Source organism: Nonomuraea roseola, assembly GCF_039535395.1.
GTDB lineage: Bacteria > Actinomycetota > Actinomycetes > Streptosporangiales > Streptosporangiaceae > Nonomuraea > Nonomuraea roseola.
The window spans coordinates 1,963,077-1,982,010 of the sequence record NZ_BAAAXC010000015.1; the positions used below are offsets into that span (position 1 = coordinate 1,963,077).

An 18,934-nucleotide genomic window follows, 5' to 3' on the forward strand; every position below is an offset into this window, starting at 1 on the left:
TCCTCCCCGAGAGGGAGGGACGCGCCTCACGCGGGCGCGGACGTCGTCTGCAGGGCGCCGGCCAGCCAGCGGGCCAGCTTGTGGTGGCCGCCGAGCGTGGGGTGCACGCCGTCGGGCAGCAGCACCTCCGAGCTCCTGCCCTCGATCCAGCGCCTGCCCAGCGGGTCGAGGAAGGCCACCCGCTCGCGCGCTGCGACCTCGGCCAGGGCGTCGCGCAGCAGGTAGGCGCTGGGCGGGGCCCTGTCGATCCAGATCGGGCCGACCATGACGATCCTGGTGCCTGGCCAGTGGGCCTTGACCGACCAGACGAGCCTGGCGGCTGCCTGCCGTACCGTGGCGGCGGGCCACCTGCTGTCGTTGTGGCCGCCTGAGATGACGAGCAGGTCGGGGGCGGGGCGCCAGGCCAGCTCCGCCATGAACGACTGCTCGAAGGTGCGGCCCACCCTGCCTTCGTTGACGAAGCCCGTGCCGCCCGCGCCCGCGATCACCGGCTGCCAGCCGAGCTGCCTCGCGGTCTCGGTGGCGTAGGTCTGCCAGGTGCGCACCGGCCCCGAGCCGACGGTGAAGCTGTCGCCGACGAACATCATCACCGGCGCCGCCTTCCGTGCGGGCTGCTGTGCCGCCTGCTGGACGGCCGGCACTAAGGGAGGCGGCTCCGACGCGGCGCCATTGCACCCCGCGATAGCGGGACATATCCCGAAAATCGTGGCGGCCGACGCGAGCAGACGACTCCGCAGCAAGCCGCGCATGACCACCTCGAGAGCTCTAGGCTGCCGACATGAGCTTCGATCTCCACGGGCGCACACAGCGGCTCGAACTGTCCGACCAGAACCTGCGCGCCTTCGAGGCGGTCGTCCTGGAGTCGACGCCAGAGGGGATCGTCTTGAGCAAGTCGGCATTCTACCCAGGAGGCGGCGGCCAGCCGGCGGATCACGGAGTTCTCCTCTGGCAGGGGGTGGAAACCAGGATCGTCGGCGTGCGCAAAGGCGACGATCTCCACCTGATTCCGGCAGAGGGCGACCCGATCCCGCCCGTGGGCACGGTCGTCGAGGCCGCCGTGGCCGACGAGCGGCGCTCGGCCCTCATGCGCACCCACTCGGGGCTCCACGTGCTGTGCGGCGTCGTCTTCCGCGACTACGGCTCGCTGGTCACCGGCGGCAACATGGAGCCGTTCTCGGCCAGGATGGACTTCAACCTGCCCGAGGTGCCGCCCGGCTTCAAGGAGGCGGTCGAGGACGCCTGCAACGCCGAGATCACCGCCGATCGGCGCATCGACGTTCGGGTGCTGCCGCGCTCGGAGGCCTTCGCGATCCCCGACATCATCCGCACCGCCACCAACCTGGTGCCCGACGACGTCGAGGACGTCCGCGTCGTCGACATCGTCGGCCTCGACACCCAGGCCGACGGCGGCACCCACGTCGCCTCCACCAAGCAGATCGGCCGGATCAAGGTGGCGAAGATCGAGAGCAAGGGCAGGGGCTTCCGCCGCCTGCGGATCACGATCTCCGACTGAGCCAGTCGGCCAGCTCGCCGAAGCCGTTGCGCCTGGCCGCCCCCTCGGCGTCGACAGGCTCCCAGCCGGGCAGCCACGACGGGTCGGCCCCGCGCTCCAGGAGATAGGCGGCGAGCTCGCGCTGACCGCCGTGGGCGGCGTGCCAGAAGGCCAGGTCGAGATCGAAGGGCTCGGTCATGCGATCCAGCAGCCCGAGCGCCGCCGCCTGGTGCGCCTGCACCGAGGCGCCCCTTTCGACCAGCCTGCGCGCGGTATTCCACTGCGCGAAGGCGACCGCGTCCGCCAGTGGCGTGCCGCCACCGATGACCGCCCCTTCGGCCTCGATGTCGGCGCCCGCGTCGAGCAGCGCGTCGAGCGCCTCGACGTCGTCGTTGCTGGCCGCCCAGTGCAGCGGGGTCTCGGTGTGCGCGCCGACGAACCGGGCGTCGACCTCGGCGCCGTGCGCGACGAGCGTGGCGATCGTCTCAGCCACATGCGGCAGGTGGCCCGGCCAGTCGGTCGCGACGTGGAGCAGTGACCTGCCCTCGATCCTGGCCCCGACCAGGTCGGGATGCTCGGTCAGCAGGCGGTCGAGCTCGGCGTGGTCGCCCGCGCGGACGGCGGCGACCACGGCGAGCGTCCTCGGCTCCTCAACGTCCATGCCCGCCATCCTCGATCATCGCGGCCAGACCGTCGAGCTGTAGCTTGAGCCCCAGCTCGAACAGCGCGTCGAGGTCGAGGTCGTAGCCGTCGCCGACGCCCTTCACCATGGCCGCGAAGGCGGGATAGGCGCCCGTGTCCATCAGCGTGCGCAGGCCGGGCTCCTGGGCGTCCATCCACTCGTCCTCCGTCAGCCCGGTGACGGCCTGCGCCTGGGTCTCGCGCTCGGCGTTGACCGCCAGGCCCTGGATGAAGCTGTAGAACAGCACGTGCAGGTCGAGCCTGGTGACGGGGTCGAAGCCGAGGCTCTCGATCGCGGCCAGCGCCTGCTCGGCGTGGACGGCCAGGTTCGGAAGGATGACAGGACGGCTGAGCGGCGTGACCTGGGCGAGCCAGGGATGGCGCCTGTGCAGGGTCCACAGTGTCCTTCCCACCAGCTCGAGCCGAGCCCGCCAGCCCTCGGGGGGCGGCGTCGGGTAGCCGAGCTCGGCGTAGGCGGCGTCGGCCATCAGCAGGACGAGGTCGTCCTTGCCGCCGACGTACTTGTAGGCCGACATCGGGGCGACGCCCAGCTTGGCGGCGATCCCCCGCATGGTCAGCGCGCCCAGCCCCTCGGCGTCGGCGATCTCGATGGCGACGCGCACCACCCGCTCACGTGACAGCGCCGTCTCCGGCAGGGGTTCGGGCAGGGGTCCCGAGGCGGGCGAGGCCACGACCGTGCCCACGCGCGGCCTGGCCAGGACGACCCCCTGCTGCTGCAGGGTGTTCATGGCCTTCGTGGCGGTCGCCAGAGCCACCCCCCCACTGCCTGGCGACCTGCCTGACGGGCGGGAGCCGGTCACCCGGCTTCAGCTCGCCCGAGGCGATACGGCGTTTGATGTCGTCGACGATGTCGAGATAGGGCGACTGCACTAGTACACAATACATCGTACATTCAGGACATGACGAACATCCTGATCTCCGGGTCGAGCATCGCGGGCGCCACTCTGGCCTACTGGCTGCGCCACCACGGCTTCTCCACCACCGTCGTCGAGCGCACCCCAGGCCTGCGCCCCGGCGGCCAGGCCATCGACGTGCGCGGCGCCGCGCTCACCGTGGCCGAGCGCATGGGCGTCCTGGACGAGATGCGCGGCCTGCGCACCACCTGGCGCGGCATGTCGATGCTCGACGGCGACGGCAACGAGGTCATGCGCGACACCGAGGGCACCTACAGCGGCGGCAGGTTCGACAGCGGCGACATGGAACTGCTCAAGGAGGACCTCACGCGGATCGTGCACGACCGCGCGCGGGACGGGGTGGAGTATCTCTTCGACGACACCGTCACCTCCATCGGCCAGGACGGCGAGGTCACCTTCGAGAACAGCGCGCCGCGCCGCTTCGACCTGGTGATCGGGGCCGACGGACTGCACTCCACCGTGCGCCGCCTGGCCTTCGGCGACGAGTCCGACTTCATCCACCACCTGGGGATGCACCTGTGCATCTTCACCATGGACAACCTCCTCGACCTGGAGAACTGGCAGATCTGGCTCAGGGACGGCGACGCCGGGCTCGGCCTGTTCCCCGTGCGCGACAACACCCAGCTCAAGGTCAACCTGGGCTTCCACAAGGAGCGGCTCGACTATGACTACCGCGACCTCGACCAGCAGAGGCGGCTGGTCGCCGAGCACTGCGGCGGCCTGCGGTGGGAGGCGCCCAGGCTGCTCGAGGCCATGTGGAAGGCGCCCGACTTCTACTTCGACTCGATGGCGCAGATCAGGATGCCCACGTGGTCGAAGGGACGGGTCGCGCTGGTCGGCGACGCCGGATACTGCGCCTCGCCTCTGTCGGGCCAGGGAACCAGCCTGGCCATGGTCGGCGCCTACGTCCTGGCCGAGGAACTGGGCAGGTCGCTGGACGGGGCCTTCGACAGGTACGAGTCGCGGATGCGGCCCTTCGTCGAGGCCAACCAGGCCCTCGCGCTGGAGAACCCGGGAGGGCCGGCCTCCGACGAGTCGGTCGCCAAGGCCAAGAACGCCATCACCCTCTGACCGGCTCCCTCAAAGGGAGCGGAACTGGCGGGTGGAGGAGATCGCGCCCGAGGTGGTGGTGGTGAAGGTGCGCATCGACCCGGCGAACTTCGACAGGTCCCACTCGGCGGGCCCGTGGTACCAGTAGAGGTTGTCGGCCTGCTGGCCGCTGCCCGTGACCGAGGCCACCACCCTCGACCAGTGCTCCACCCCGTCGAAGATCACCGCGTAGGGCAGGTAGCGGGAGAACAGCTCGACCCTGTGCTGCTCGGGCACGTTCCCGAGATCGCCCGTCATGAGGTAGTGGCGGAAGCCGAGCGTGTGGGCCAGGGCCGCCGAGCCCTTGGCGGTCTTGGCGGGCATCGACTGCCCGCCGATCGCCAGCGCGGCGCCCGCGATGATCACCGCGAGGCCGAGCAGGCCGTAGGTGGTGAACCAGGCCAGCGCCACCGTGGCCGCGACCCCGAGCAGGCAGAGCCCGACCCCGGCCGTGGTCCACCTGGTGCGTACGGCGTCGGGCCTGCGGGCGAACCAGCCCTGCCGTACGACGTCGGTGTAGAGGGCGTCGCGCACCTTGCCGAGGTGGGAGTGGAAGGCGCCGGACAGCTGCGAGAGCAGCACGCTGTCGCGCCCTTCGAAGATCGCGTCGTACAGCGCCCTCTCGTACGGCAGCAGCGAGGCGATCGGCGCGTTGGGCAGCCTGACGAGCACCCAGTCGGGCGCGTCGTAGGTCTGGCGGGGCTGCTCGTCGATGCGCAGGTAGCCGCGCACCGCGAGGTCGACGATGGTGGCGGTCACGTCGATCACGTCGGCCTGCTCGTCGATCAGCGTGCCGATCTGGCCTGGGCGCACGCCGTCGGGCGGGGTGAAGTGGCCGTCCTGGACGGCGGCGACGGCGCCCTGCTCGTGACCCACCGCGCGCGCGTCGCGTCCGCGGGTCCACCACAGCAGGCCGACCCCGCCCAGCAGCAGGGCCAGCAGCCCGGCCAGCGCGCCGCCCGTGACGGTGTCGAGAGTGAACGCGCTGGTCATCGACCAGCGCCGCTCGAGGATCGGCGCGCCGCCGCTGGTGCCCTTGGGATAGCCAAGGACCACCGTCAGCGCCTGGCCCGCGTTGAGGCCCTGCTGTTCGAACTCGGCGCGCACGCCCGTGTGGTCCATCGAGGCCGAGGTGCAGCCGATCGCGGAGGTGAGGTCGCCCGCGAAGCAGGACAGGTTCTGGATGGCGGCGGGCCCCGAGACCTTGACCGTCGCCTTCGCCACCGGAGCGCTCCAACCGCCCACGGCGAACCAGCGCAGTTCCTCCGTGCCGCCTACCTGCGTGACCGCGCCGGTGACGTCGTAGGAGACGGTGCCGTCGCCCTGCATGGTGAGCACGTCTCCGGCGAGGGTGCCGCCCTTGACGTTGGAGATGCGGTAGATCCTGTCGAAGTCGTCGTCGAAACGGGTGCGGGTGAGAAACGTGCGCTCGACCTTGCCGCCCGCGCCGCTGATCTTCTCGGTCACGTGCAGCACGCCGCCCTTGCCGAGCTCCAGCGTCACCTCGTCGGTGAGAGGCGCTGTCTGCGCGGCAAAAGGCATCGCTCCCATGAGGAGAGCGATGAAGGCGACCCTGATACCCGTCATGGCGGCAGATCGTAGCGGTTGGCACCGACCCTCTGAGTGGGTACAGCTCTGACCAGGGGGAATGCAAATGTTGCGGGCTTTGTCAGCGATCTACGACGCGGTCGCCGTCGTCCTGTGGGCCTATGCGTGGGCGCCCGGACGGAGTTTCATCGGCGGTATGCCCCCGCCGGAGGTGTCCTGATGGCGCTGCCCTCCTACGAGCCGATGTTCGCCAAAGCGGGGCCGCTGCCCGCCAAGGGCCAGTGGGCCTACGAGATGAAGTGGGACGGGGTCAGGGCCCTGGCCTACGTCGAGGACAGGGGGGTCAGGCTCGTCTCCCGCAACGGCAAGGACGTCACCGTCGCCTACACCGAGCTGCGCATGCTGGGCGGCGCGGTGGGCGGGCACGATCTCGTGCTCGACGGCGAGATCGTCGCCTTCGACGCGGCGGGCAGGCCCTCCTTCGGCGCGCTGCAGCCGCGGATGCACCAGCGCAACCCCGTCAGGATCGCCGAGCTCGTCAGGTCGGTGCCCGTGACGTTCATGCTCTTCGACCTGCTGCACATCAACTCCGCCAGCGCGGTCGGCCTGCCGTACACCGACAGGAGACGGTTGCTGGAGGAGACGGTCACGCCGGGCGCGCGCTGGCAGGTGCCCGTCTGGTTCCACGGCTCGGGCGAGGAGGCGGTGGCGGCGAGCAAGCAACTGGGCCTCGAAGGGGTGGTGGCCAAGCGGCTCGACTCGCCCTACCGGCAGGGCCGGCGCTCGGCCGACTGGACGAAGGTGAAGAACTTCAGGATGCAGGAGGTCATCATCTGCGGCTGGAAGCCAGGCGAGGGACGGCGGTCGGGGATGATCGGCTCACTGCTGCTCGGCGTGCACGACGCCGGCGGACGCCTGGTCTTCGCGGGCCACGTCGGGACCGGGTTCACCGAGCGCATGCTGGCCGACCTCGGCTCGCGCCTGCGGCCGCTGGAAAGGCCCGACCCGCCGGTGCTGGGCGTGCCGCGCGAACACGCCCGCGACGCCCACTGGGTGGAGCCCGTGCTGGTCGGGGAGGTCCGATACGCCGAGTGGACACCCGAGAGGAGTCTCAGGCACCCGTCGTGGCGTGGGCTGAGGGAGGACAAGGGGCCAGGCGAGGTGCGCGTCGATCAGGCCTCGTGAAGGATCGGCCAGACCTCGACCTGGTCGGCCGGCAGCTCGGCGGCGAGCTGCAGCGCCCGCTCCTCGCTGTCGACGTCGAGGAGGTACCAGCTGGCGAGGTACTCCTTCGACTCCAGGTAGGGGCCGTCGGTGACGACGGGCGCGCCGGTCACGGTCCTGACCATCTTGGCCTGGGCGGCGTCGGCCACGCCGAACGCGCCGAGCAGCTCGCCGCTCTCCTTGTGCTTGGCGGTGAAGGCGTCGAAGGCGGCGGCCGTGGCCTGCCACTCCTCGGCGGGGATCGACTCCCAGAGCTCCTTGTTGCCATAGATGATCATCACGTACTTCATGTCAGTCACCATACTGAGGGCGTGGACGGCCGGCGAGCTCGTCGACGCCGTCGCGGGGGTGGCCGACCCCGCGACCGGCCGTCCCATGACCTCCGGCACCCCCGTTCACAACACCTCGACGGGCAGGGGCGTGCTGTCCTATGACACGCTCCGCGCGGCCGGGGCCGGAGGCTTCTCGCCTGGGAAGCCCCGGCGGCGGCCCGCGGTGCCGGGGGAGCGGTGATGGGTAGGGGCGCGGAGGACGGTGTCCGAGGGGAGGGTGGATGCGGCGCTGGACGGACGAGCACACCGCGGGGGACCTGTTGAGCGCGGCGCGCGCCGGTGACGACGACGCCTTCGGCCGGCTGGTCGGGCCGTTGCGGGACGAGCTGCGCGCGCACTGCTACCGGATGCTCGGCTCCGTCCACGACGCGGAGGACGCCGTCCAGGACACGCTGGATCGGGCTTGGCGCAACCTGTCACGGTTCGAGGACCGGGGGTCGATCCGGCCGTGGTTGTACAGGATCGCGACGAACCGGTCGCTGACGCTCATCGAGCGGCGGGGGCGGCGCGAGCTGCCCACCGACCTGAGCCCGGAGGGCGCTCCCCTCAGCGAGACCGCCTGGCTCGAGCCGTATCCTGACCAGCTGATGAGCTGGACGGCGGAGCTGAGCCCCGAGGCCCAGGTCGTGGCGCGCGAGAGCGTGGAGCTCGCGTTCGTCGCCGCCCTGCAGCACCTGACGGCTCTGCAGCGAGCCGTCCTGCTGCTGCGCGACGTCCTCAGCCACACCGCTCGTGAGACCGCCGACCTGCTGGAGACCACGGTCCCCGCGGTCAACAGCGCCCTCCAACGGTCCAGGAAGGTCCTCGCAGGCCTGCTCCCCGAATCCACCCAGCGGCGGACGCTGATCACGCTGGGCGAGGCGGCCCAGCGGGAGTTGGTCCAGCGGTACATGGCCGCGTGGGAGGCCGGAGACGTCGACTCCATCGTGGCGATGCTGACGGAGGACGCCAAGTACTCGATGCCGCCGCTGACCGCGTGGTACGAGGGCCACGACGGCATCCGCGGCTTCCTGGTCGAAGCACCGCTGAAGCGGCGCTGGCGCTTCCTGCCGACCCGGGCGAACGGGCAGCTCGCCTTCGCCACCTACATGTGGGACGAGGACAGGGCCCGCTACGTCGCCGCGGGCCTGGACCTGCTGGCCCTTCGCGGCACGCGCGTCGCCGAGGTGGTCTCGTTCCTGGACGCCGACTTCCTCGCGTACGGCCTGCCCGCGGAGCTGACGGAGGCCGACGCGGGCGCCCGCGATGAGTTTCGGGGATCCGCGCGGGTTGTAGTCCTGAGGGAAGCATCGATCCGGAAGGACTGAGCAGCCATGTCCACCGACCACGAGCAGATCCGCGCGATGATCGAGCGCTGGGCCGAGGCGGTCCACCGCGGTGACCTGGACGGGGTTCTCGCCGACCACGCCAAGGACATCGTGATGTTCGACGTGCCGCCGCCCTACGAGGGCGTCCGCGGCCTCGACGCCTATCGTCAGACGTGGCCGCCCTTCTTCCAGTGGCAGGAGCAGGGCGCCTCGTTCGCGATCGAGTCGCTGGACGTCACCGCGGGTGACGACGTCGCCTTCGCCCACGCCCTGCTGCGGTGCGGCACCCGGGAAGAGCTCGCCGACAACCCGGAGAACCGCCTCAGGCTGACGCTCGGCCTGCGCAAGGAGAACGGCCGGTGGATCGTCGCCCACGAGCACCACTCGTTCCCGATCACCGACTAGGAGGCTCCGGCCTGTCGGTCACAGGCGGATCAGGCCGCGTTCGACCGCCACGGTGACGGCGGCGGTGCGGGTGTCGACGCCGAGCTTGCCGTACACGTGGACGAGGTGGGTCTTGACGGTCGCCTCGGTGATGAACAGCGCCCTGGCGATCTCCTTGTTGCCCGCGCCCTTCGCCAGGAGCTCCAGGATCTCGATCTCCCTGGTGGTCAGCGCGGGCCCGGGGTCGCGCATGCGGCGCATCATCCGGGTCGCCACCTTGGGCGACAGGACGGTCTCTCCCCTGGCGGCGGCCTTGATCGCCTGGAAGAGCTCGTCGGGAGGGCAGGCCTTGAGCACGTAGCCGGTGGCGCCCGCGTCGATGGCCCTGACGATGTCGGCGTCCGTCTCGTAGGTGGTCAGGACGAGCACCTGCGGCGCGTGGGGAAGGGCGCGGACCAGCCGCGTGGTCTCCACGCCGTCAGGGCCCTCACCGAGCTGCAGGTCCATGAGCACGACGTCGGGCTCGCGCAGGGCGATGCCGCGCACGGCCTCCTGCGACGTGGCCGCCTCCCCGACGATCTCCATGTCGGGCTCGCCGCCGACGAGGGCGGCGATGCCCGCCCTGACGACGGGGTGGTCGTCCACCAGGAAGAGTTTCAAAGCGGGATCCTCGCTGCCACGGCCGTGCCCTCACCGGGCACGCTCTCGACCACCAGCGTGCCACCCACCTCGGCCAGCCTGTCACGCATGCCGCGCAGGCCGTACCCCCGGCCTGGCCCGGGCGCGGCCTGGTCGAAGCCGACGCCGTCGTCGAAGACGTCCAGCGTCACCTCGCCCTCCAGGTACGACAGGGTGACGACCACCCTGCTTGCCTGGGCGTGCTCGCGGGCGTTGGCGAGCGCTCCCTGCGCCACCCTCAGCAGGACAGCCTGCGTCCTGGCGTCGAGGGGGTACTCGGCCCCCTCCTGGCGGAAGTCGTCACAGATCGACTTGAGCGCGTCGGGCAGCGACCTCTCGGCCAGGTCGGCGGGCCCGAGGTCCCTGACGAACCGCCGGGCCTCCTCCAGGTTCTCCCCCGTCGAGGTCATCGCCTGCCGCAGGTAGGAGCGGGCAAGGGACAGGTCGCTCTCCCATGCCCTGTCGGCGGCCTGCAGCAGGATGCGCTGGCTGGTCAGGCCCTGGGCCAGGGTGTCGTGGATCTCGCGGCTGAGCCGCTCTCTCTCCTCCAGGACTCCCGCGCGGCGCAGCTCCCAGAAGATCACCACGGTCATGGCCGCCACCGCGATCGGCGCGAGGACCTGGCTCGGGTCGAACCTGTCGGCCAGGTTGATCTGGGCGACGATCACCGAGACCGTCAGGACGGTCGCCGCCACGATCGTCAGCGGGGGCGAGAGCAGGCGCAGGCAGACGAAGAAGAGCGGGATCGCGCACCACGAGAACGACGGCGCCATCTCGACCAGCACCAGCCAGAGCAGGAGCACCGCGACGAGCCACGCCAGGCGCCCGCGGTGGCCGAGCGGCCGCCAGAAGACCACGCCCGCAGCGTAGACGAGACCCAGAACCGCGGCGAGGCCGACGTTGACGGCGCTCTCGGCGTTGAGACCGTGCCTCACCAGCAACCGGGAGGCGGAGGCGACGAGCAGCAGGAAGAAGCCCACGTGCATGGCGCGGTTCAGCCGGAAGCGTTCCACCTGCTCCTCCCCCCTCCACATCAACCAATCGGTTGACGTACGGCTCAGCCGATTTCTTCCCCCGCTTCGACCGGACGTGCGATGGCCCCCGCCGTGGGCGACGGCAGGCTGGAGGACATGAACCTCAAGAGCTTCCGCATCCGCACCGCCGCCGGCCTGGCCGCTCTCGCCGTGGTCGGTGGCGTCACCGTCTCACAGTCTGCCGCCATGGCCGACCCCGGCGCCCCCGCCGTCGTCCAGACGAACGTGCTGTCGGCCGACGCCGCTCTGAAGATCGCAGAGGCGGTGCAGAAGGAGGCGGCCAGGCAGAAGCAGCGCGTGACCGTCGCGATCGTGGACCGCTCGGGCGCGACCAGGCTGATCCTGAAGGGTGACGGCGCGGGCCCGCAGACCGAGGAGTCGGCCAGGCGCAAGGCGTTCACCGCCGTGTCGTTCGGCCAGGCCACCAGCGCGCTGTCGAAGAACCAGGCGCTGGCCGCGATCCCAGGCACGCTCCTGCTGGGCGGCGGCGTTCCCGTCGCCTCCGGTGGCAGCCCGATCGCCGGCATCGGGGTGGGCGGCGCGCCCTCCGGCGACATCGACGAGGCCCTCGCCCAGGCCGGTCTCAAGGCCGTCCAGGGGCAGCTCGGCTGATCCCCGATGCCTGTCGGCCGCGGATCTCCGACGCGCAGGGCCGTGCTCCTCGCCGCGGCCCACCTCGCGCTGGCCGCGTGCGCGGGGCCTGCCGGTCCCGAGCCCGGGTCACAGACTGTGCGACCAGGCATGAAAGGATCGAATGTGCTCACAGGACAACTGCTCACAGCCGCCGCCGCGGGCGACACCACCGCCGTCAGGGAGGCCGTCACCGAGGGCGCCGATCTGGAGGCTCGCGACAGCCAGCAACGCACCGCCCTGCTGCTGGCCAGCGCGGCCGACCACGTCGAGGTCGCGGAGCTTCTGGTCGCGGCGGGCGCCGACCCCAACGCCCTCGACGCCCAGCACGACACCCCTTGGCTGGTGACCGGTGTGACGGGCAGTGTGGCCATGATGCGCGCGCTCCTGCCCGCCAGGCCCGACCTGACGATCACCAATCGCTACGGCGGCGTCTCGTTGATCCCCGCCTGTGAGCGCGGGCACGTCGACTACGTGCGCGAGGTGCTGAAGACCGGCATCGACGTCAACCACGTCAACAACCTGGGCTGGACGGGGCTGCTGGAGGCGGTCATCCTCGGCGACGGCAGTGGGCCGTACCAGGAGATCGTCAGGCTGCTGCTGGCCGCGGGCGCCGATCCCGACCTGGCCGACTCCAACGGCGTGACCGCGCTGCGGCACGCCGAGCAGAAGGGCCAGCGAGAGATCGTCGAGATCCTACGACGCGCCTAGCCGTACCTCGCCGACCGGACGGCCGCCGCCCAGCAGCGGGGCGGTCGCCATGTCGTCGAGTTCGGGGGCGTCGAGGCCGAGCGCCCGCAGGGCGGCCACGGTCACGGGAACGCGGGCGCGGGAGGAGCCGTCCTCGATCTTGACGGTGCCTGCCCTGCCGTCGGAGTAGACGAAGGCGTCGAACGCCTCGGCCCCGGCCTTCACCATCAGCCCCGGGATGGCCCGCATCAGCCTGGCCTCGAGCCGGGTGGTGCCCGACGTCCACTCCGGGTGGGTGGTCATGGCCTCGTAGACGCGCCGTTCGGGCGAGCCCTGCTCTCCCAGGGGGAACGCGCGGAAGGCGCGCGTCACCCCCACCATCGAGACGAAGAACAGCGGCGCCCCGCAGCCGTCGACCCCGGTGGCGGCCACGCGCTCGCCTGTCAGCTCCTCGACGGTCTCCCTGATCGCCCGCTGCAGCGGATGGGCGGGGTCGAGGTAGGTCTCCAGGGGCCAGCCGTTGACCACGCAGGTGGCGAGCATGGCCGAGTGCTTGCCCGAGCAGTTCATGAAGATCCGCGCCTTGGTGGTCACGGTCCTGTCGTCGGGATAGTCCTCGGGGCACAGCAGAGCGCTCTCGTCGAGACCGGCGCCCGCGAGGATCTTCCTGGCGCCGTCGACATGGAACGGCTCGCCCGAGTGGGAGGCGCACGCCAGCGCGAGCAGCTCCCCGTCCAGGTCGAGCCCGCTGCGCAGCATGCCGAGCGCCTGCAGCGGCTTCATCGAGGAGCGCGGCGAGGCCAGTGCGTCGACGGCGCCGTGCGCCTGCACGGGCTTGCCCTCGGCCGACACGGCCAGCATCCTCGCCCGGTGCGTGGACTCCACGAACCCGGAACGGACAACCTCCACAACGAGCGACATTTCCCCTCCCTTTCGCCACGAGTGTATTACCGCCTTCCGGGGGCGTTCCGCCGGGAAGGCGAGGGTGCGCCACAATGGTGTTCCATGCGAGCAGTCGTTCAGCGGGTGAGCCACGCCTCCGTCGTCGTCGACGGCACGACCGTCGGCGCGATCGACGAGCCCGGCCTGATGGTCCTGGTCGGCGTCACCCATACCGACACCCCCGCGGAGGCCCGCAGGCTGGCCGCCAAGCTCTGGGGCCTGCGCGTGCTCGACGGCGAGAAGTCCTGCTCCGACATCGGCGCCCCCCTCCTGGTGATCAGCCAGTTCACCCTCTACGGCGACACGCGCAAGGGCCGCCGCCCCACCTGGCAGGCCGCCGCTCCGGGCCCGGTCGCCGAGCCGCTGGTGCAGGCGGTGATCGACGAGCTGCGCGCGCTCGGCGCGCACGTCGAGACCGGCAGCTTCGGAGCCGACATGAAGGTCTCGCTCCTGAACGACGGCCCGATCACGCTCGTCATCGACCTCTGACAGGTGGGGCCAGCCTCACCTTTTTCAGTGATGAGCCGCCCATGTCGCCCGTACTCCACCATCTCTACCGTGGACGCATGACCATCTGGCGACGGATCCGCGCCCACTGGGGGGCGGCGACCTGGCTGCGCACGCTCCACGTGGCGACGGGCCTGCTGACCGGGCTGCTCTCAGCGGGGGTGATCGCGACTCTGGTGGTCGGTTCTGTGCTGCTGGTCTGGACCGTGGTCGTCCCCGTGATCGCGGTGGCCCTGCTGTTCTGGACCCTGCCGCTCTTCACCGCCCTGCAGCGCTCCCGCTTCGCCGCCCACCTTGACGTCCACATCCCCCCTCTGCCGCGAAAGGACTTTTCCCTCCACCCGCTCAAGTGGCTGGTCTCGCAGGCCAGAGCCCTGAGCACATGGCGGCAGCTCGCCTACCACCTGCTGTGCCCGCTGCTCAACGGTCTCGGCTCGCTCGCCCTCCTGACCGCGTGGGGCGGAACCGTCGCCATGGTGTTCCTCTCGGCACGCGCCTTCGACTTCTCGCCGTCCCCCGCGTTCGGGGCGGCGTTCGCGCTGATCGGCGTCGGCCTCTTCCTGGCGGGCCCCCTGGTGGCTCGGGCATTCACGTGGGTGGACGTCATCGCGGGCGAGGCGCTGCTCGGGCCGGCCCTCAGCGACGAGCTCGCCCAGCGGGTGGAGACCCTGCAGGAGAGCCGCGCCGAGGTCATCGACGCCGCGGACGCCGAGCGCCGCCGCATCGAGCGCGACCTGCACGACGGCACCCAGCAGCGCCTCGTCTGGCTGGCCATGAACCTCGGCATGGCCCGCGCCACCCTCAAGGACCTGCCCGAACCGGCGATGCAGGTGATCACCCAGGCGCACGAGGAGTCCAAGCAGGCGCTCAAGGAGCTGCGCGACCTCGTGCGCGGACTGCACCCCGCCGTCCTCACCGACGAGGGCCTGGACGCGGCCCTGTCCGGCCTCGCCGCCCGCGCCCCCTTCCCCGTACGGCTCAGCGTCGACGTCGGGCAGCGCGCCTCGCCCACGATCGAGGCGGTGGCCTTCTTCGTGGTCTCCGAGACGCTCACCAACATCGCCAAGCACGCCGGGGCCACCAAGGCGTCGATCACGGTCGTGCGCAAGGGTGACAGGCTACGGCTGGCCGTACGAGATGACGGAAGAGGAGGGGCCGCGCCCGAACGCGGCTCGGGGCTGCGCGGCCTCGCGCAGCGCGTCGGCTCCGTGGACGGCGAGCTGCGCATCGACAGCCCGCAGGGTGGACCGACGACGATCGAAGTGGAGCTTCCATGCGAGTAGTGCTGGCCGAGGACTCCGTCCTGCTGAGAGAGGGCCTGACGTGGGTACTCGGCTCGGCGGGCATGGAGGTCGTGGCCGCCGTGGGCGACGCCGAGGAGCTGCTGCGCGCCGTCGGCGAGCACCTGCCCGACCTGGTCATCACGGACGTGCGCATGCCGCCCTCGCACAGGGACGAGGGACTGCGCGCCGCGCTGGTGCTGCGCAGGCAGCGCCCCGGGCTGCCCATCGTGGTGCTCTCCCAGTACGTCGAGGAGCGCTACGCCAGCCAGCTGCTGTCCACCGAGACCACAGGGGTGGGCTACCTGCTCAAGGACAGGGTGGCCGACGTCACCGAGTTCGTGGAGGCGCTGCGCAGGGTGGCCGCCGGAGGCACCGCGCTGGACCCCGAGGTGGTCGCCCAGCTGCTGCTGCGCGGCCGCAGCGACCCGCTGGACCAGCTCACCCGCAGGGAGCACGAGGTGCTCGCCCTCATCGCCGAGGGCCGCTCGAACGGGGCCATCGCCGATGCCCTGGTCGTGTCCGAGGGGGCGGTCGGCAAGCACATCAACAACATCTTCGCCAAGCTCGGCCTGTCCGGCGCCGACGACAAGGACCATCGCAGGGTGCTGGCCGTCCTGCGCTTCCTCAAGGTGTGAGAGGAGCACGCGTGCGCAGAACCTGGCTCATCGTGGGCGGAGTGTTCACCCTGGCCACCGTGGGCGGCCTGGGAACCGGCTTCGGTCTGAACGTCGGCCTGCCGGAAGACTCCGCCGACACCTCGCTCCTCTACTCCACCACGACGGAGACCACGGTCAGCGCCTACCGGATCACCACCCCCGAGCTGTTCGTCGAGGTGGCGGGCGAGGTGGACGTCAAGGTGATCGCCACCCCCGCCTCGAAGGGAGCGCGGCGGCTCACCGTCGAGCGGCGCCTCACCTGGACCGGCGCCGACGGCCGCCACCACTCCGAGTCATGGAACGGCAGGTGGCTGCGGGCGGAGATGATGTGCGGAGTGGCGGCGTGCGGCGCGCTCTACACCTTGACCGTCCCCGAGGGCACCCCTGTACGGCTGATCACGCCGCCCAGGACCCTCACCTGCGCACCTCGGGTATGCCAGGACGGCTGACCGGGCGGGCGGGAAGGCCCGCACCGGATCTAGCGGATGCGGCGGCGCAGGGCGGGGTCGATGGCGACGTTGCGGCCTGCGTCTGGAGGCACGATGACCTCCTGCGAGGCCGCCACCCCGCCCGCCAGCAGCGGCTCGTCGACCGGCACCGTGCGCTTGACGAGCGCCAGCGCGATCGGTCCCAGCTCGTGGTGGCGGGCCGCGGAGCCGACGAAGCCCACCTCCTGCCCGTCGAGCAGCACAGGCGCCCCGTGCGGGGGCAGCGTGTCGACGCTGCCGTCGAGGTGGAGGAAGACCAGCCGCCTGGGCGGGTGGCCCAGGTTGTGCACGCGGGCCACGGTCTCCTGGCCCCGGTAGCACCCCTTGGTGAGGTGGACGGCCGCGCCGATCCAGCCCACCTCGTGCGGGATCGTCTTGTGGTCGGTGTCGAGGCCCAGCCTCGGCCTGTGCTCCTCGATGCGCAGCGCCTCGTAGGCCCACAGCCCCGCCAGCGGCTTGCCCAGGTGGGTGTCGAGCTCGGCGCGCGGCACGAGGAAGTCCTCCGACGCGCCCGACAGCACCGCGAGGTCGTCGGCGAGCGAGACCTCGACGCGCAGCATGAACCGCATCCGGTCGAGGTAGTCGATCAACGGAGCCGAGGTGCCGGGCTCGACGTGGGCCAGGACGGCCTCGCCGTCGTCGACGAGCGTGAGGTGGTGCTCGACGCGGCCCTGCAGGTCGAGGATGAGGGTCTGGGTCCACTCACCTGGCTTGAGGATGTCGAGCTTCTGCGAGGTGAGGTCGTTGAGCCATTTCAGCCTGTCGACGCCCGCGATCCTGACGACCTCGCGGTTGCTGCGGTCGACGACCGCTTCGCCCTTCACCAGCGCGCGCTGTTCGGCGAAGAGGTCGCCGTAGTGGGCGGCGACGTCGGCGTCGGGGGACTCGGCCGCGACGGCGCCGGGAAGATCGAGCAGAGGGCTACGCATGCCGTCAGGCTACCCGGCAGCCACGACAGCGGCCGAAGACGGTCAGGTGCCGGACGTCGGCGACGAAGCCCAGCTCCTCCTCCAACCCTTTCACCAGCCCGTCGGCCATCTCGGGACGCACCTCGCTGACCTCGCCGCACCCCCTGCACACCAGGTGGACATGGTCGGCCTCGGCGGCCAGATGGTAGGTCGGGGCGACGTGGTTGAGGTGGGTGTGGGTGACCATGCCGAGCTCTTCGAGCAGTTCGAGCGTGCGATAGACGGTGGAGATGTTGACGCCGCGGGCGGTCTGCCTGACTTTCGCGCAGATCTCCTCGGGCGTGCCGTGCCCGAGCGTCTTGACCGCTTCGAGAACGAGCTGCCGTTGCGGAGTCACGCGGTAGCCCTTGGCGCGGAGCTCCTCGTGCCATGCGGTCTCGGTCATGTCCAGAGTCTACGGCCGGCGAATAATCGCTTGCCCGTTACCGGACCTGCCGCATAGCTTGAAAGCACGCGGAAAGGAGGTGGTCCAAACAATGGTGATTCATAGTTGGGCTAGCGAGGTGGCTGTCCGCTAGCGGCGGAACCATCCGGACCAGGTCTGGATGTCTCACGCCGCAGAGGCGAATCTGAGGCAGCCACCGGGGCTCCGAGCAGCTGGAGGGCGGGGTCCATCCCCGTCTGTGGTCCATCCAGCCCGCCTGTCGACAGGTGGAGCGAGCTCGGGGCCCTTCCCATTTCCTGAGGCTTTCCCCGAAGGTCCGCAGACCCCTGCGAGCCGGGGTGCTGCGGCCTTCAGAGCGTCAGTGTTCCCCGCGCGCGGGGACGCCGAGCTTGGCGCAGGCCTCGTTGTAGAGGCGCACCACCGCCTGCCGTACCTGGGGGCGCTCGGTCAGCGTCTGGCCCCACGGCACGCGCACCCGCTCCCCTCCGTCGATCGTGAACTCGATGGCCTCGGCGTCCACGTCGCTGGTCGTCGCGGTCGTCGCCTCGGGACGGCCGCCCAGGCCACGCACGATCAGCAGGCCGTCGGCGGCGTGGTCGTCGTTCATGTGCCGCTTGATCGCCTCGACCACGTCAGGCGTGAAGGGGCCGCTCACGCGACCTTCTTCAGCTCGGCGGACATGTGCGAGGTCAGCCCTACACCCTCGGCCGCCATGTCGTAGGCCCACATCAGGTTGCCGTTGACCAGGCCGTAGAGGCGGTGTCCCGCGGTGTACTCCTTCGCGCTGGCGGTGCGCGCCACCACGTCGGTACGCAGCTCGATCTTGTGGAACACCACCTCGCCGACGTAGATCTCGACGATGCCGGTGGGGTGCGAGAGCAGCACCTCGAGCTGGCGGTCGGGCTGCTGGCGCCAGTAACCGGTCTCGGTGGCCAGCGGCCGCACCCTGTCGCCCGCGTCGTCCAGCAGCCACGTGCGGCTGGTGTAGGTCAGGAACGGCTTGCCGTTGTGACCGAACTCGATCTCCTGGCCGAAGTTGAAGCTCTCGATCGTCGGGTAGCCGCCCACTCCCGCGCCCTCCCACCTGCCGAGCAGCCAGGCGATCGGCTCGAGGTCGGGATGCACTTCAGGTTCTTCCATGTCTCCCAAGCGTAGGGCGTCCGGGAGGGCGAGGCGGGACCGCGGCCTGATCGGCGGCGCTCTGAAGGCGGGCGGATGCGGACGTGCGGGGCGGTTCGGTCTAGGCTGACGAACATGGCACGATCACTGGTGATCAAGGTGACCGCTGGGGCCGACGCCCCCGAGCGATGCAACCAGGCCTTCACGGTCGCGGCCGCCGCACTGGCGAGCGGGGTTCCCGTCTCGCTGTGGCTGACGGGTGAGGCCTCCTGGTTCGCCCTGCCCGGCAGGGCCAAGGAGTTCAGCCTGCCGCACGCCGCCCCCGCTCGAGGACCTGCTCGACGCGGTGCTGGCGGCGGGACGGGTCACGGTCTGCACCCAGTGCGCCGCCCGGCGCGACATCACGGTGGACGACCTGATCGACGGCGTCCGCATCGCCGGAGCGCCGGCCTTCGTCGAGGAGGCCGTCACCGAGGGCGCCCAAGCCCTCGTCTACTGACCGCGGGTCCTCGGCCGCTCGCCGGGAGCACGTGACCGGCCGCCGCCACGGACAAGAGCCGGT

The 18,934-nt window shown here is 71.0% G+C and carries 24 protein-coding genes and 2 pseudogenes; 13 read left to right on the forward strand and 13 right to left on the reverse strand.

Going from position 1 to position 18,934, the window contains the following annotated elements:
• Nucleotides 1–26: 26 nt before the first annotated feature.
• Nucleotides 27–587: an SGNH/GDSL hydrolase family protein gene (locus tag ABFX55_RS32290; protein WP_346131333.1), complete on the reverse strand. Its 561-nt coding sequence runs from the start codon at nucleotides 585–587 to the stop codon at nucleotides 27–29.
• Nucleotides 588–778: 191 nt separating this feature from the next.
• On the opposite strand from ABFX55_RS32290, the gene ABFX55_RS32295 reads away from it, so the two are divergent.
• Nucleotides 779–1,513: an alanyl-tRNA editing protein gene (locus tag ABFX55_RS32295; protein WP_346126443.1), complete on the forward strand. Its 735-nt coding sequence runs from the start codon at nucleotides 779–781 to the stop codon at nucleotides 1,511–1,513.
• On the opposite strand, the gene ABFX55_RS32300 is transcribed toward ABFX55_RS32295, so the two are convergent.
• The 3 genes and pseudogenes from ABFX55_RS32300 to ABFX55_RS32310 form a co-directional block, all read right to left on the reverse strand.
• A complete protein-coding gene (locus ABFX55_RS32300; RefSeq protein ID WP_346126444.1) occupies nucleotides 1,497–2,153 on the reverse strand; it encodes an ankyrin repeat domain-containing protein in 657 nt (218 codons plus the stop codon). The genes ABFX55_RS32295 and ABFX55_RS32300 overlap by 17 nt on opposite strands.
• Nucleotides 2,143–2,949 (reverse strand): TetR/AcrR family transcriptional regulator, encoded by an 807-nt coding sequence (locus ABFX55_RS32305; protein WP_346126445.1) that lies wholly within the window; start codon nucleotides 2,947–2,949, stop codon nucleotides 2,143–2,145. The genes ABFX55_RS32300 and ABFX55_RS32305 overlap by 11 nt, the downstream gene beginning before the upstream one ends.
• A 49-nt stretch (nucleotides 2,950–2,998) precedes the next feature.
• Nucleotides 2,999–3,079: pseudogene (locus ABFX55_RS32310) on the reverse strand (hypothetical protein); the annotation flags it as partial.
• A gap of 14 nt (nucleotides 3,080–3,093) precedes the next feature.
• Between ABFX55_RS32310 and ABFX55_RS32315 the strand changes: the two are divergent.
• A complete protein-coding gene (locus ABFX55_RS32315) occupies nucleotides 3,094–4,179 on the forward strand; it encodes an FAD-dependent monooxygenase (RefSeq protein WP_346126446.1) in 1,086 nt (361 codons plus the stop codon).
• 9 nt (nucleotides 4,180–4,188) lie between these two features.
• Here the strand turns inward: ABFX55_RS32315 and ABFX55_RS32320 are convergent, their stop codons facing one another.
• Nucleotides 4,189–5,784 carry a DUF2207 domain-containing protein gene (locus ABFX55_RS32320; RefSeq protein ID WP_346126447.1) on the reverse strand — a complete coding sequence of 532 codons (1,596 nt, stop codon included), beginning with the start codon at nucleotides 5,782–5,784 and terminating at the stop codon, nucleotides 4,189–4,191.
• A gap of 180 nt (nucleotides 5,785–5,964) precedes the next feature.
• Between ABFX55_RS32320 and ligD the strand changes: the two genes are divergently transcribed.
• Nucleotides 5,965–6,930: a non-homologous end-joining DNA ligase gene (gene ligD / locus ABFX55_RS32325; protein ID WP_346126448.1), complete on the forward strand. Its 966-nt coding sequence runs from the start codon at nucleotides 5,965–5,967 to the stop codon at nucleotides 6,928–6,930.
• Here ligD and ABFX55_RS32330 read toward each other — a convergent pair.
• The gene (locus ABFX55_RS32330; protein WP_183651245.1) at nucleotides 6,918–7,259 is read right to left on the reverse strand and encodes a YciI family protein; all 342 of its coding nucleotides are present in this window, start codon (nucleotides 7,257–7,259) and stop codon (nucleotides 6,918–6,920) included. The genes ligD and ABFX55_RS32330 overlap by 13 nt on opposite strands.
• On the opposite strand from ABFX55_RS32330, the gene ABFX55_RS32335 reads away from it, so the two are divergent.
• The 3 genes from ABFX55_RS32335 to ABFX55_RS32345 are packed head-to-tail and all read left to right on the forward strand — an operon-like array spanning nucleotide 7,258 to nucleotide 9,013.
• Nucleotides 7,258–7,482, forward strand: coding sequence for a hypothetical protein (locus ABFX55_RS32335; protein WP_346126449.1), 225 nt, complete (start codon nucleotides 7,258–7,260; stop codon nucleotides 7,480–7,482). The two genes, ABFX55_RS32330 and ABFX55_RS32335, sit on opposite strands and share 2 nt — an antisense overlap.
• 40 nt (nucleotides 7,483–7,522) lie before the next feature.
• Complete coding sequence (locus ABFX55_RS32340) at nucleotides 7,523–8,608, forward strand: sigma-70 family RNA polymerase sigma factor (protein ID WP_346126450.1); 1,086 nt, start codon at nucleotides 7,523–7,525, stop codon at nucleotides 8,606–8,608.
• A 6-nt stretch (nucleotides 8,609–8,614) separates the two neighbouring features.
• Nucleotides 8,615–9,013, forward strand: coding sequence for a YybH family protein (locus ABFX55_RS32345; protein WP_346126451.1), 399 nt, complete (start codon nucleotides 8,615–8,617; stop codon nucleotides 9,011–9,013).
• Between the two features lie 18 nt (nucleotides 9,014–9,031).
• On the opposite strand, the gene ABFX55_RS32350 is transcribed toward ABFX55_RS32345, so the two are convergent.
• Both ABFX55_RS32350 and ABFX55_RS32355 read right to left on the reverse strand, forming a co-directional pair.
• Nucleotides 9,032–9,652 (reverse strand): response regulator, encoded by a 621-nt coding sequence (locus tag ABFX55_RS32350; protein WP_346126452.1) that lies wholly within the window; start codon nucleotides 9,650–9,652, stop codon nucleotides 9,032–9,034.
• Nucleotides 9,649–10,683 (reverse strand): sensor histidine kinase, encoded by a 1,035-nt coding sequence (locus ABFX55_RS32355; RefSeq protein WP_346126453.1) that lies wholly within the window; start codon nucleotides 10,681–10,683, stop codon nucleotides 9,649–9,651. Before ABFX55_RS32355 ends, ABFX55_RS32350 begins: the two co-directional genes overlap by 4 nt.
• An 81-nt stretch (nucleotides 10,684–10,764) precedes the next feature.
• Between ABFX55_RS32355 and ABFX55_RS32360 the strand changes: the two genes are divergently transcribed.
• Together ABFX55_RS32360 and ABFX55_RS32365 are read left to right on the forward strand one after the other, a co-directional pair.
• Nucleotides 10,765–11,316, forward strand: coding sequence for a GlcG/HbpS family heme-binding protein (locus tag ABFX55_RS32360; protein WP_346126454.1), 552 nt, complete (start codon nucleotides 10,765–10,767; stop codon nucleotides 11,314–11,316).
• A 144-nt stretch (nucleotides 11,317–11,460) separates the two neighbouring features.
• A complete protein-coding gene (locus ABFX55_RS32365) occupies nucleotides 11,461–12,045 on the forward strand; it encodes an ankyrin repeat domain-containing protein (protein WP_346126455.1) in 585 nt (194 codons plus the stop codon).
• Here ABFX55_RS32365 and ABFX55_RS32370 read toward each other — a convergent pair.
• On the reverse strand, nucleotides 12,031–12,945 hold the full coding sequence (locus ABFX55_RS32370) for an asparaginase (protein ID WP_346126456.1): 915 nt from the start codon (nucleotides 12,943–12,945) through the stop codon (nucleotides 12,031–12,033). The two genes, ABFX55_RS32365 and ABFX55_RS32370, sit on opposite strands and share 15 nt — an antisense overlap.
• 84 nt (nucleotides 12,946–13,029) lie before the next feature.
• Between ABFX55_RS32370 and dtd the strand changes: the two genes are divergently transcribed.
• From dtd to ABFX55_RS32390, 4 genes are all read left to right on the forward strand, one after another.
• Nucleotides 13,030–13,455 (forward strand): D-aminoacyl-tRNA deacylase, encoded by a 426-nt coding sequence (gene dtd, locus ABFX55_RS32375; RefSeq protein ID WP_346126457.1) that lies wholly within the window; start codon nucleotides 13,030–13,032, stop codon nucleotides 13,453–13,455.
• Between the two features lie 77 nt (nucleotides 13,456–13,532).
• The gene (locus ABFX55_RS32380; protein ID WP_346126458.1) at nucleotides 13,533–14,756 is read left to right on the forward strand and encodes a sensor histidine kinase; all 1,224 of its coding nucleotides are present in this window, start codon (nucleotides 13,533–13,535) and stop codon (nucleotides 14,754–14,756) included.
• Nucleotides 14,747–15,391 (forward strand): response regulator transcription factor, encoded by a 645-nt coding sequence (locus ABFX55_RS32385; protein WP_346126459.1) that lies wholly within the window; start codon nucleotides 14,747–14,749, stop codon nucleotides 15,389–15,391. Before ABFX55_RS32380 ends, ABFX55_RS32385 begins: the two co-directional genes overlap by 10 nt.
• A gap of 11 nt (nucleotides 15,392–15,402) precedes the next feature.
• Nucleotides 15,403–15,861, forward strand: coding sequence for a hypothetical protein (locus tag ABFX55_RS32390; RefSeq protein ID WP_346126460.1), 459 nt, complete (start codon nucleotides 15,403–15,405; stop codon nucleotides 15,859–15,861).
• 29 nt (nucleotides 15,862–15,890) lie between these two features.
• Here the strand turns inward: ABFX55_RS32390 and ygfZ are convergent, their stop codons facing one another.
• From ygfZ to ABFX55_RS32410, 4 genes are all read right to left on the reverse strand, one after another.
• A complete protein-coding gene (gene ygfZ / locus ABFX55_RS32395; protein WP_346126461.1) occupies nucleotides 15,891–16,829 on the reverse strand; it encodes a CAF17-like 4Fe-4S cluster assembly/insertion protein YgfZ in 939 nt (312 codons plus the stop codon).
• Between the two features lie 4 nt (nucleotides 16,830–16,833).
• On the reverse strand, nucleotides 16,834–17,253 hold the full coding sequence (locus ABFX55_RS32400; protein WP_346126462.1) for a Fur family transcriptional regulator: 420 nt from the start codon (nucleotides 17,251–17,253) through the stop codon (nucleotides 16,834–16,836).
• Between the two features lie 358 nt (nucleotides 17,254–17,611).
• Entirely contained in the window at nucleotides 17,612–17,908 is a 297-nt protein-coding gene (locus ABFX55_RS32405; protein WP_346126463.1) for a DUF2470 domain-containing protein, read from the reverse strand.
• Nucleotides 17,905–18,393, reverse strand: a complete 489-nt coding sequence (locus tag ABFX55_RS32410; protein WP_183651279.1) for a heme-binding beta-barrel domain-containing protein — start codon at nucleotides 18,391–18,393, stop codon at nucleotides 17,905–17,907. The genes ABFX55_RS32405 and ABFX55_RS32410 overlap by 4 nt, the downstream gene beginning before the upstream one ends.
• A gap of 114 nt (nucleotides 18,394–18,507) precedes the next feature.
• On the opposite strand from ABFX55_RS32410, the pseudogene ABFX55_RS32415 reads away from it, so the two are divergent.
• Nucleotides 18,508–18,871 (forward strand): annotated as a pseudogene (locus ABFX55_RS32415) (DsrE family protein).
• Nucleotides 18,872–18,934 lie beyond the last annotated feature (63 nt).

Coding starts and splice junctions, on each gene's coding strand:
- ABFX55_RS32290 (WP_346131333.1), bottom strand. CDS start 587: ATGATGTTCGTCGGCGACAGCTTCACCGTCGGCTCGGGGCCGGTGCGC.
- ABFX55_RS32295 (WP_346126443.1), top strand. CDS start 779: ATGAGCTTCGATCTCCACGGGCGCACACAGCGGCTCGAACTGTCCGAC.
- ABFX55_RS32300 (WP_346126444.1), bottom strand. CDS start 2,153: ATGGACGTTGAGGAGCCGAGGACGCTCGCCGTGGTCGCCGCCGTCCGC.
- ABFX55_RS32315 (WP_346126446.1), top strand. CDS start 3,094: ATGACGAACATCCTGATCTCCGGGTCGAGCATCGCGGGCGCCACTCTG.
- ABFX55_RS32320 (WP_346126447.1), bottom strand. CDS start 5,784: ATGACGGGTATCAGGGTCGCCTTCATCGCTCTCCTCATGGGAGCGATG.
- ligD (WP_346126448.1), top strand. CDS start 5,965: ATGGCGCTGCCCTCCTACGAGCCGATGTTCGCCAAAGCGGGGCCGCTG.
- ABFX55_RS32335 (WP_346126449.1), top strand. CDS start 7,258: ATGTCAGTCACCATACTGAGGGCGTGGACGGCCGGCGAGCTCGTCGAC.
- ABFX55_RS32330 (WP_183651245.1), bottom strand. CDS start 7,259: ATGAAGTACGTGATGATCATCTATGGCAACAAGGAGCTCTGGGAGTCG.
- ABFX55_RS32340 (WP_346126450.1), top strand. CDS start 7,523: ATGCGGCGCTGGACGGACGAGCACACCGCGGGGGACCTGTTGAGCGCG.
- ABFX55_RS32345 (WP_346126451.1), top strand. CDS start 8,615: ATGTCCACCGACCACGAGCAGATCCGCGCGATGATCGAGCGCTGGGCC.
- ABFX55_RS32360 (WP_346126454.1), top strand. CDS start 10,765: ATGGCCCCCGCCGTGGGCGACGGCAGGCTGGAGGACATGAACCTCAAG.
- ABFX55_RS32370 (WP_346126456.1), bottom strand. CDS start 12,945: ATGTCGCTCGTTGTGGAGGTTGTCCGTTCCGGGTTCGTGGAGTCCACG.
- dtd (WP_346126457.1), top strand. CDS start 13,030: ATGCGAGCAGTCGTTCAGCGGGTGAGCCACGCCTCCGTCGTCGTCGAC.
- ABFX55_RS32380 (WP_346126458.1), top strand. CDS start 13,533: ATGACCATCTGGCGACGGATCCGCGCCCACTGGGGGGCGGCGACCTGG.
- ABFX55_RS32385 (WP_346126459.1), top strand. CDS start 14,747: ATGCGAGTAGTGCTGGCCGAGGACTCCGTCCTGCTGAGAGAGGGCCTG.
- ygfZ (WP_346126461.1), bottom strand. CDS start 16,829: ATGCGTAGCCCTCTGCTCGATCTTCCCGGCGCCGTCGCGGCCGAGTCC.
- ABFX55_RS32400 (WP_346126462.1), bottom strand. CDS start 17,253: ATGACCGAGACCGCATGGCACGAGGAGCTCCGCGCCAAGGGCTACCGC.
- ABFX55_RS32410 (WP_183651279.1), bottom strand. CDS start 18,393: ATGGAAGAACCTGAAGTGCATCCCGACCTCGAGCCGATCGCCTGGCTG.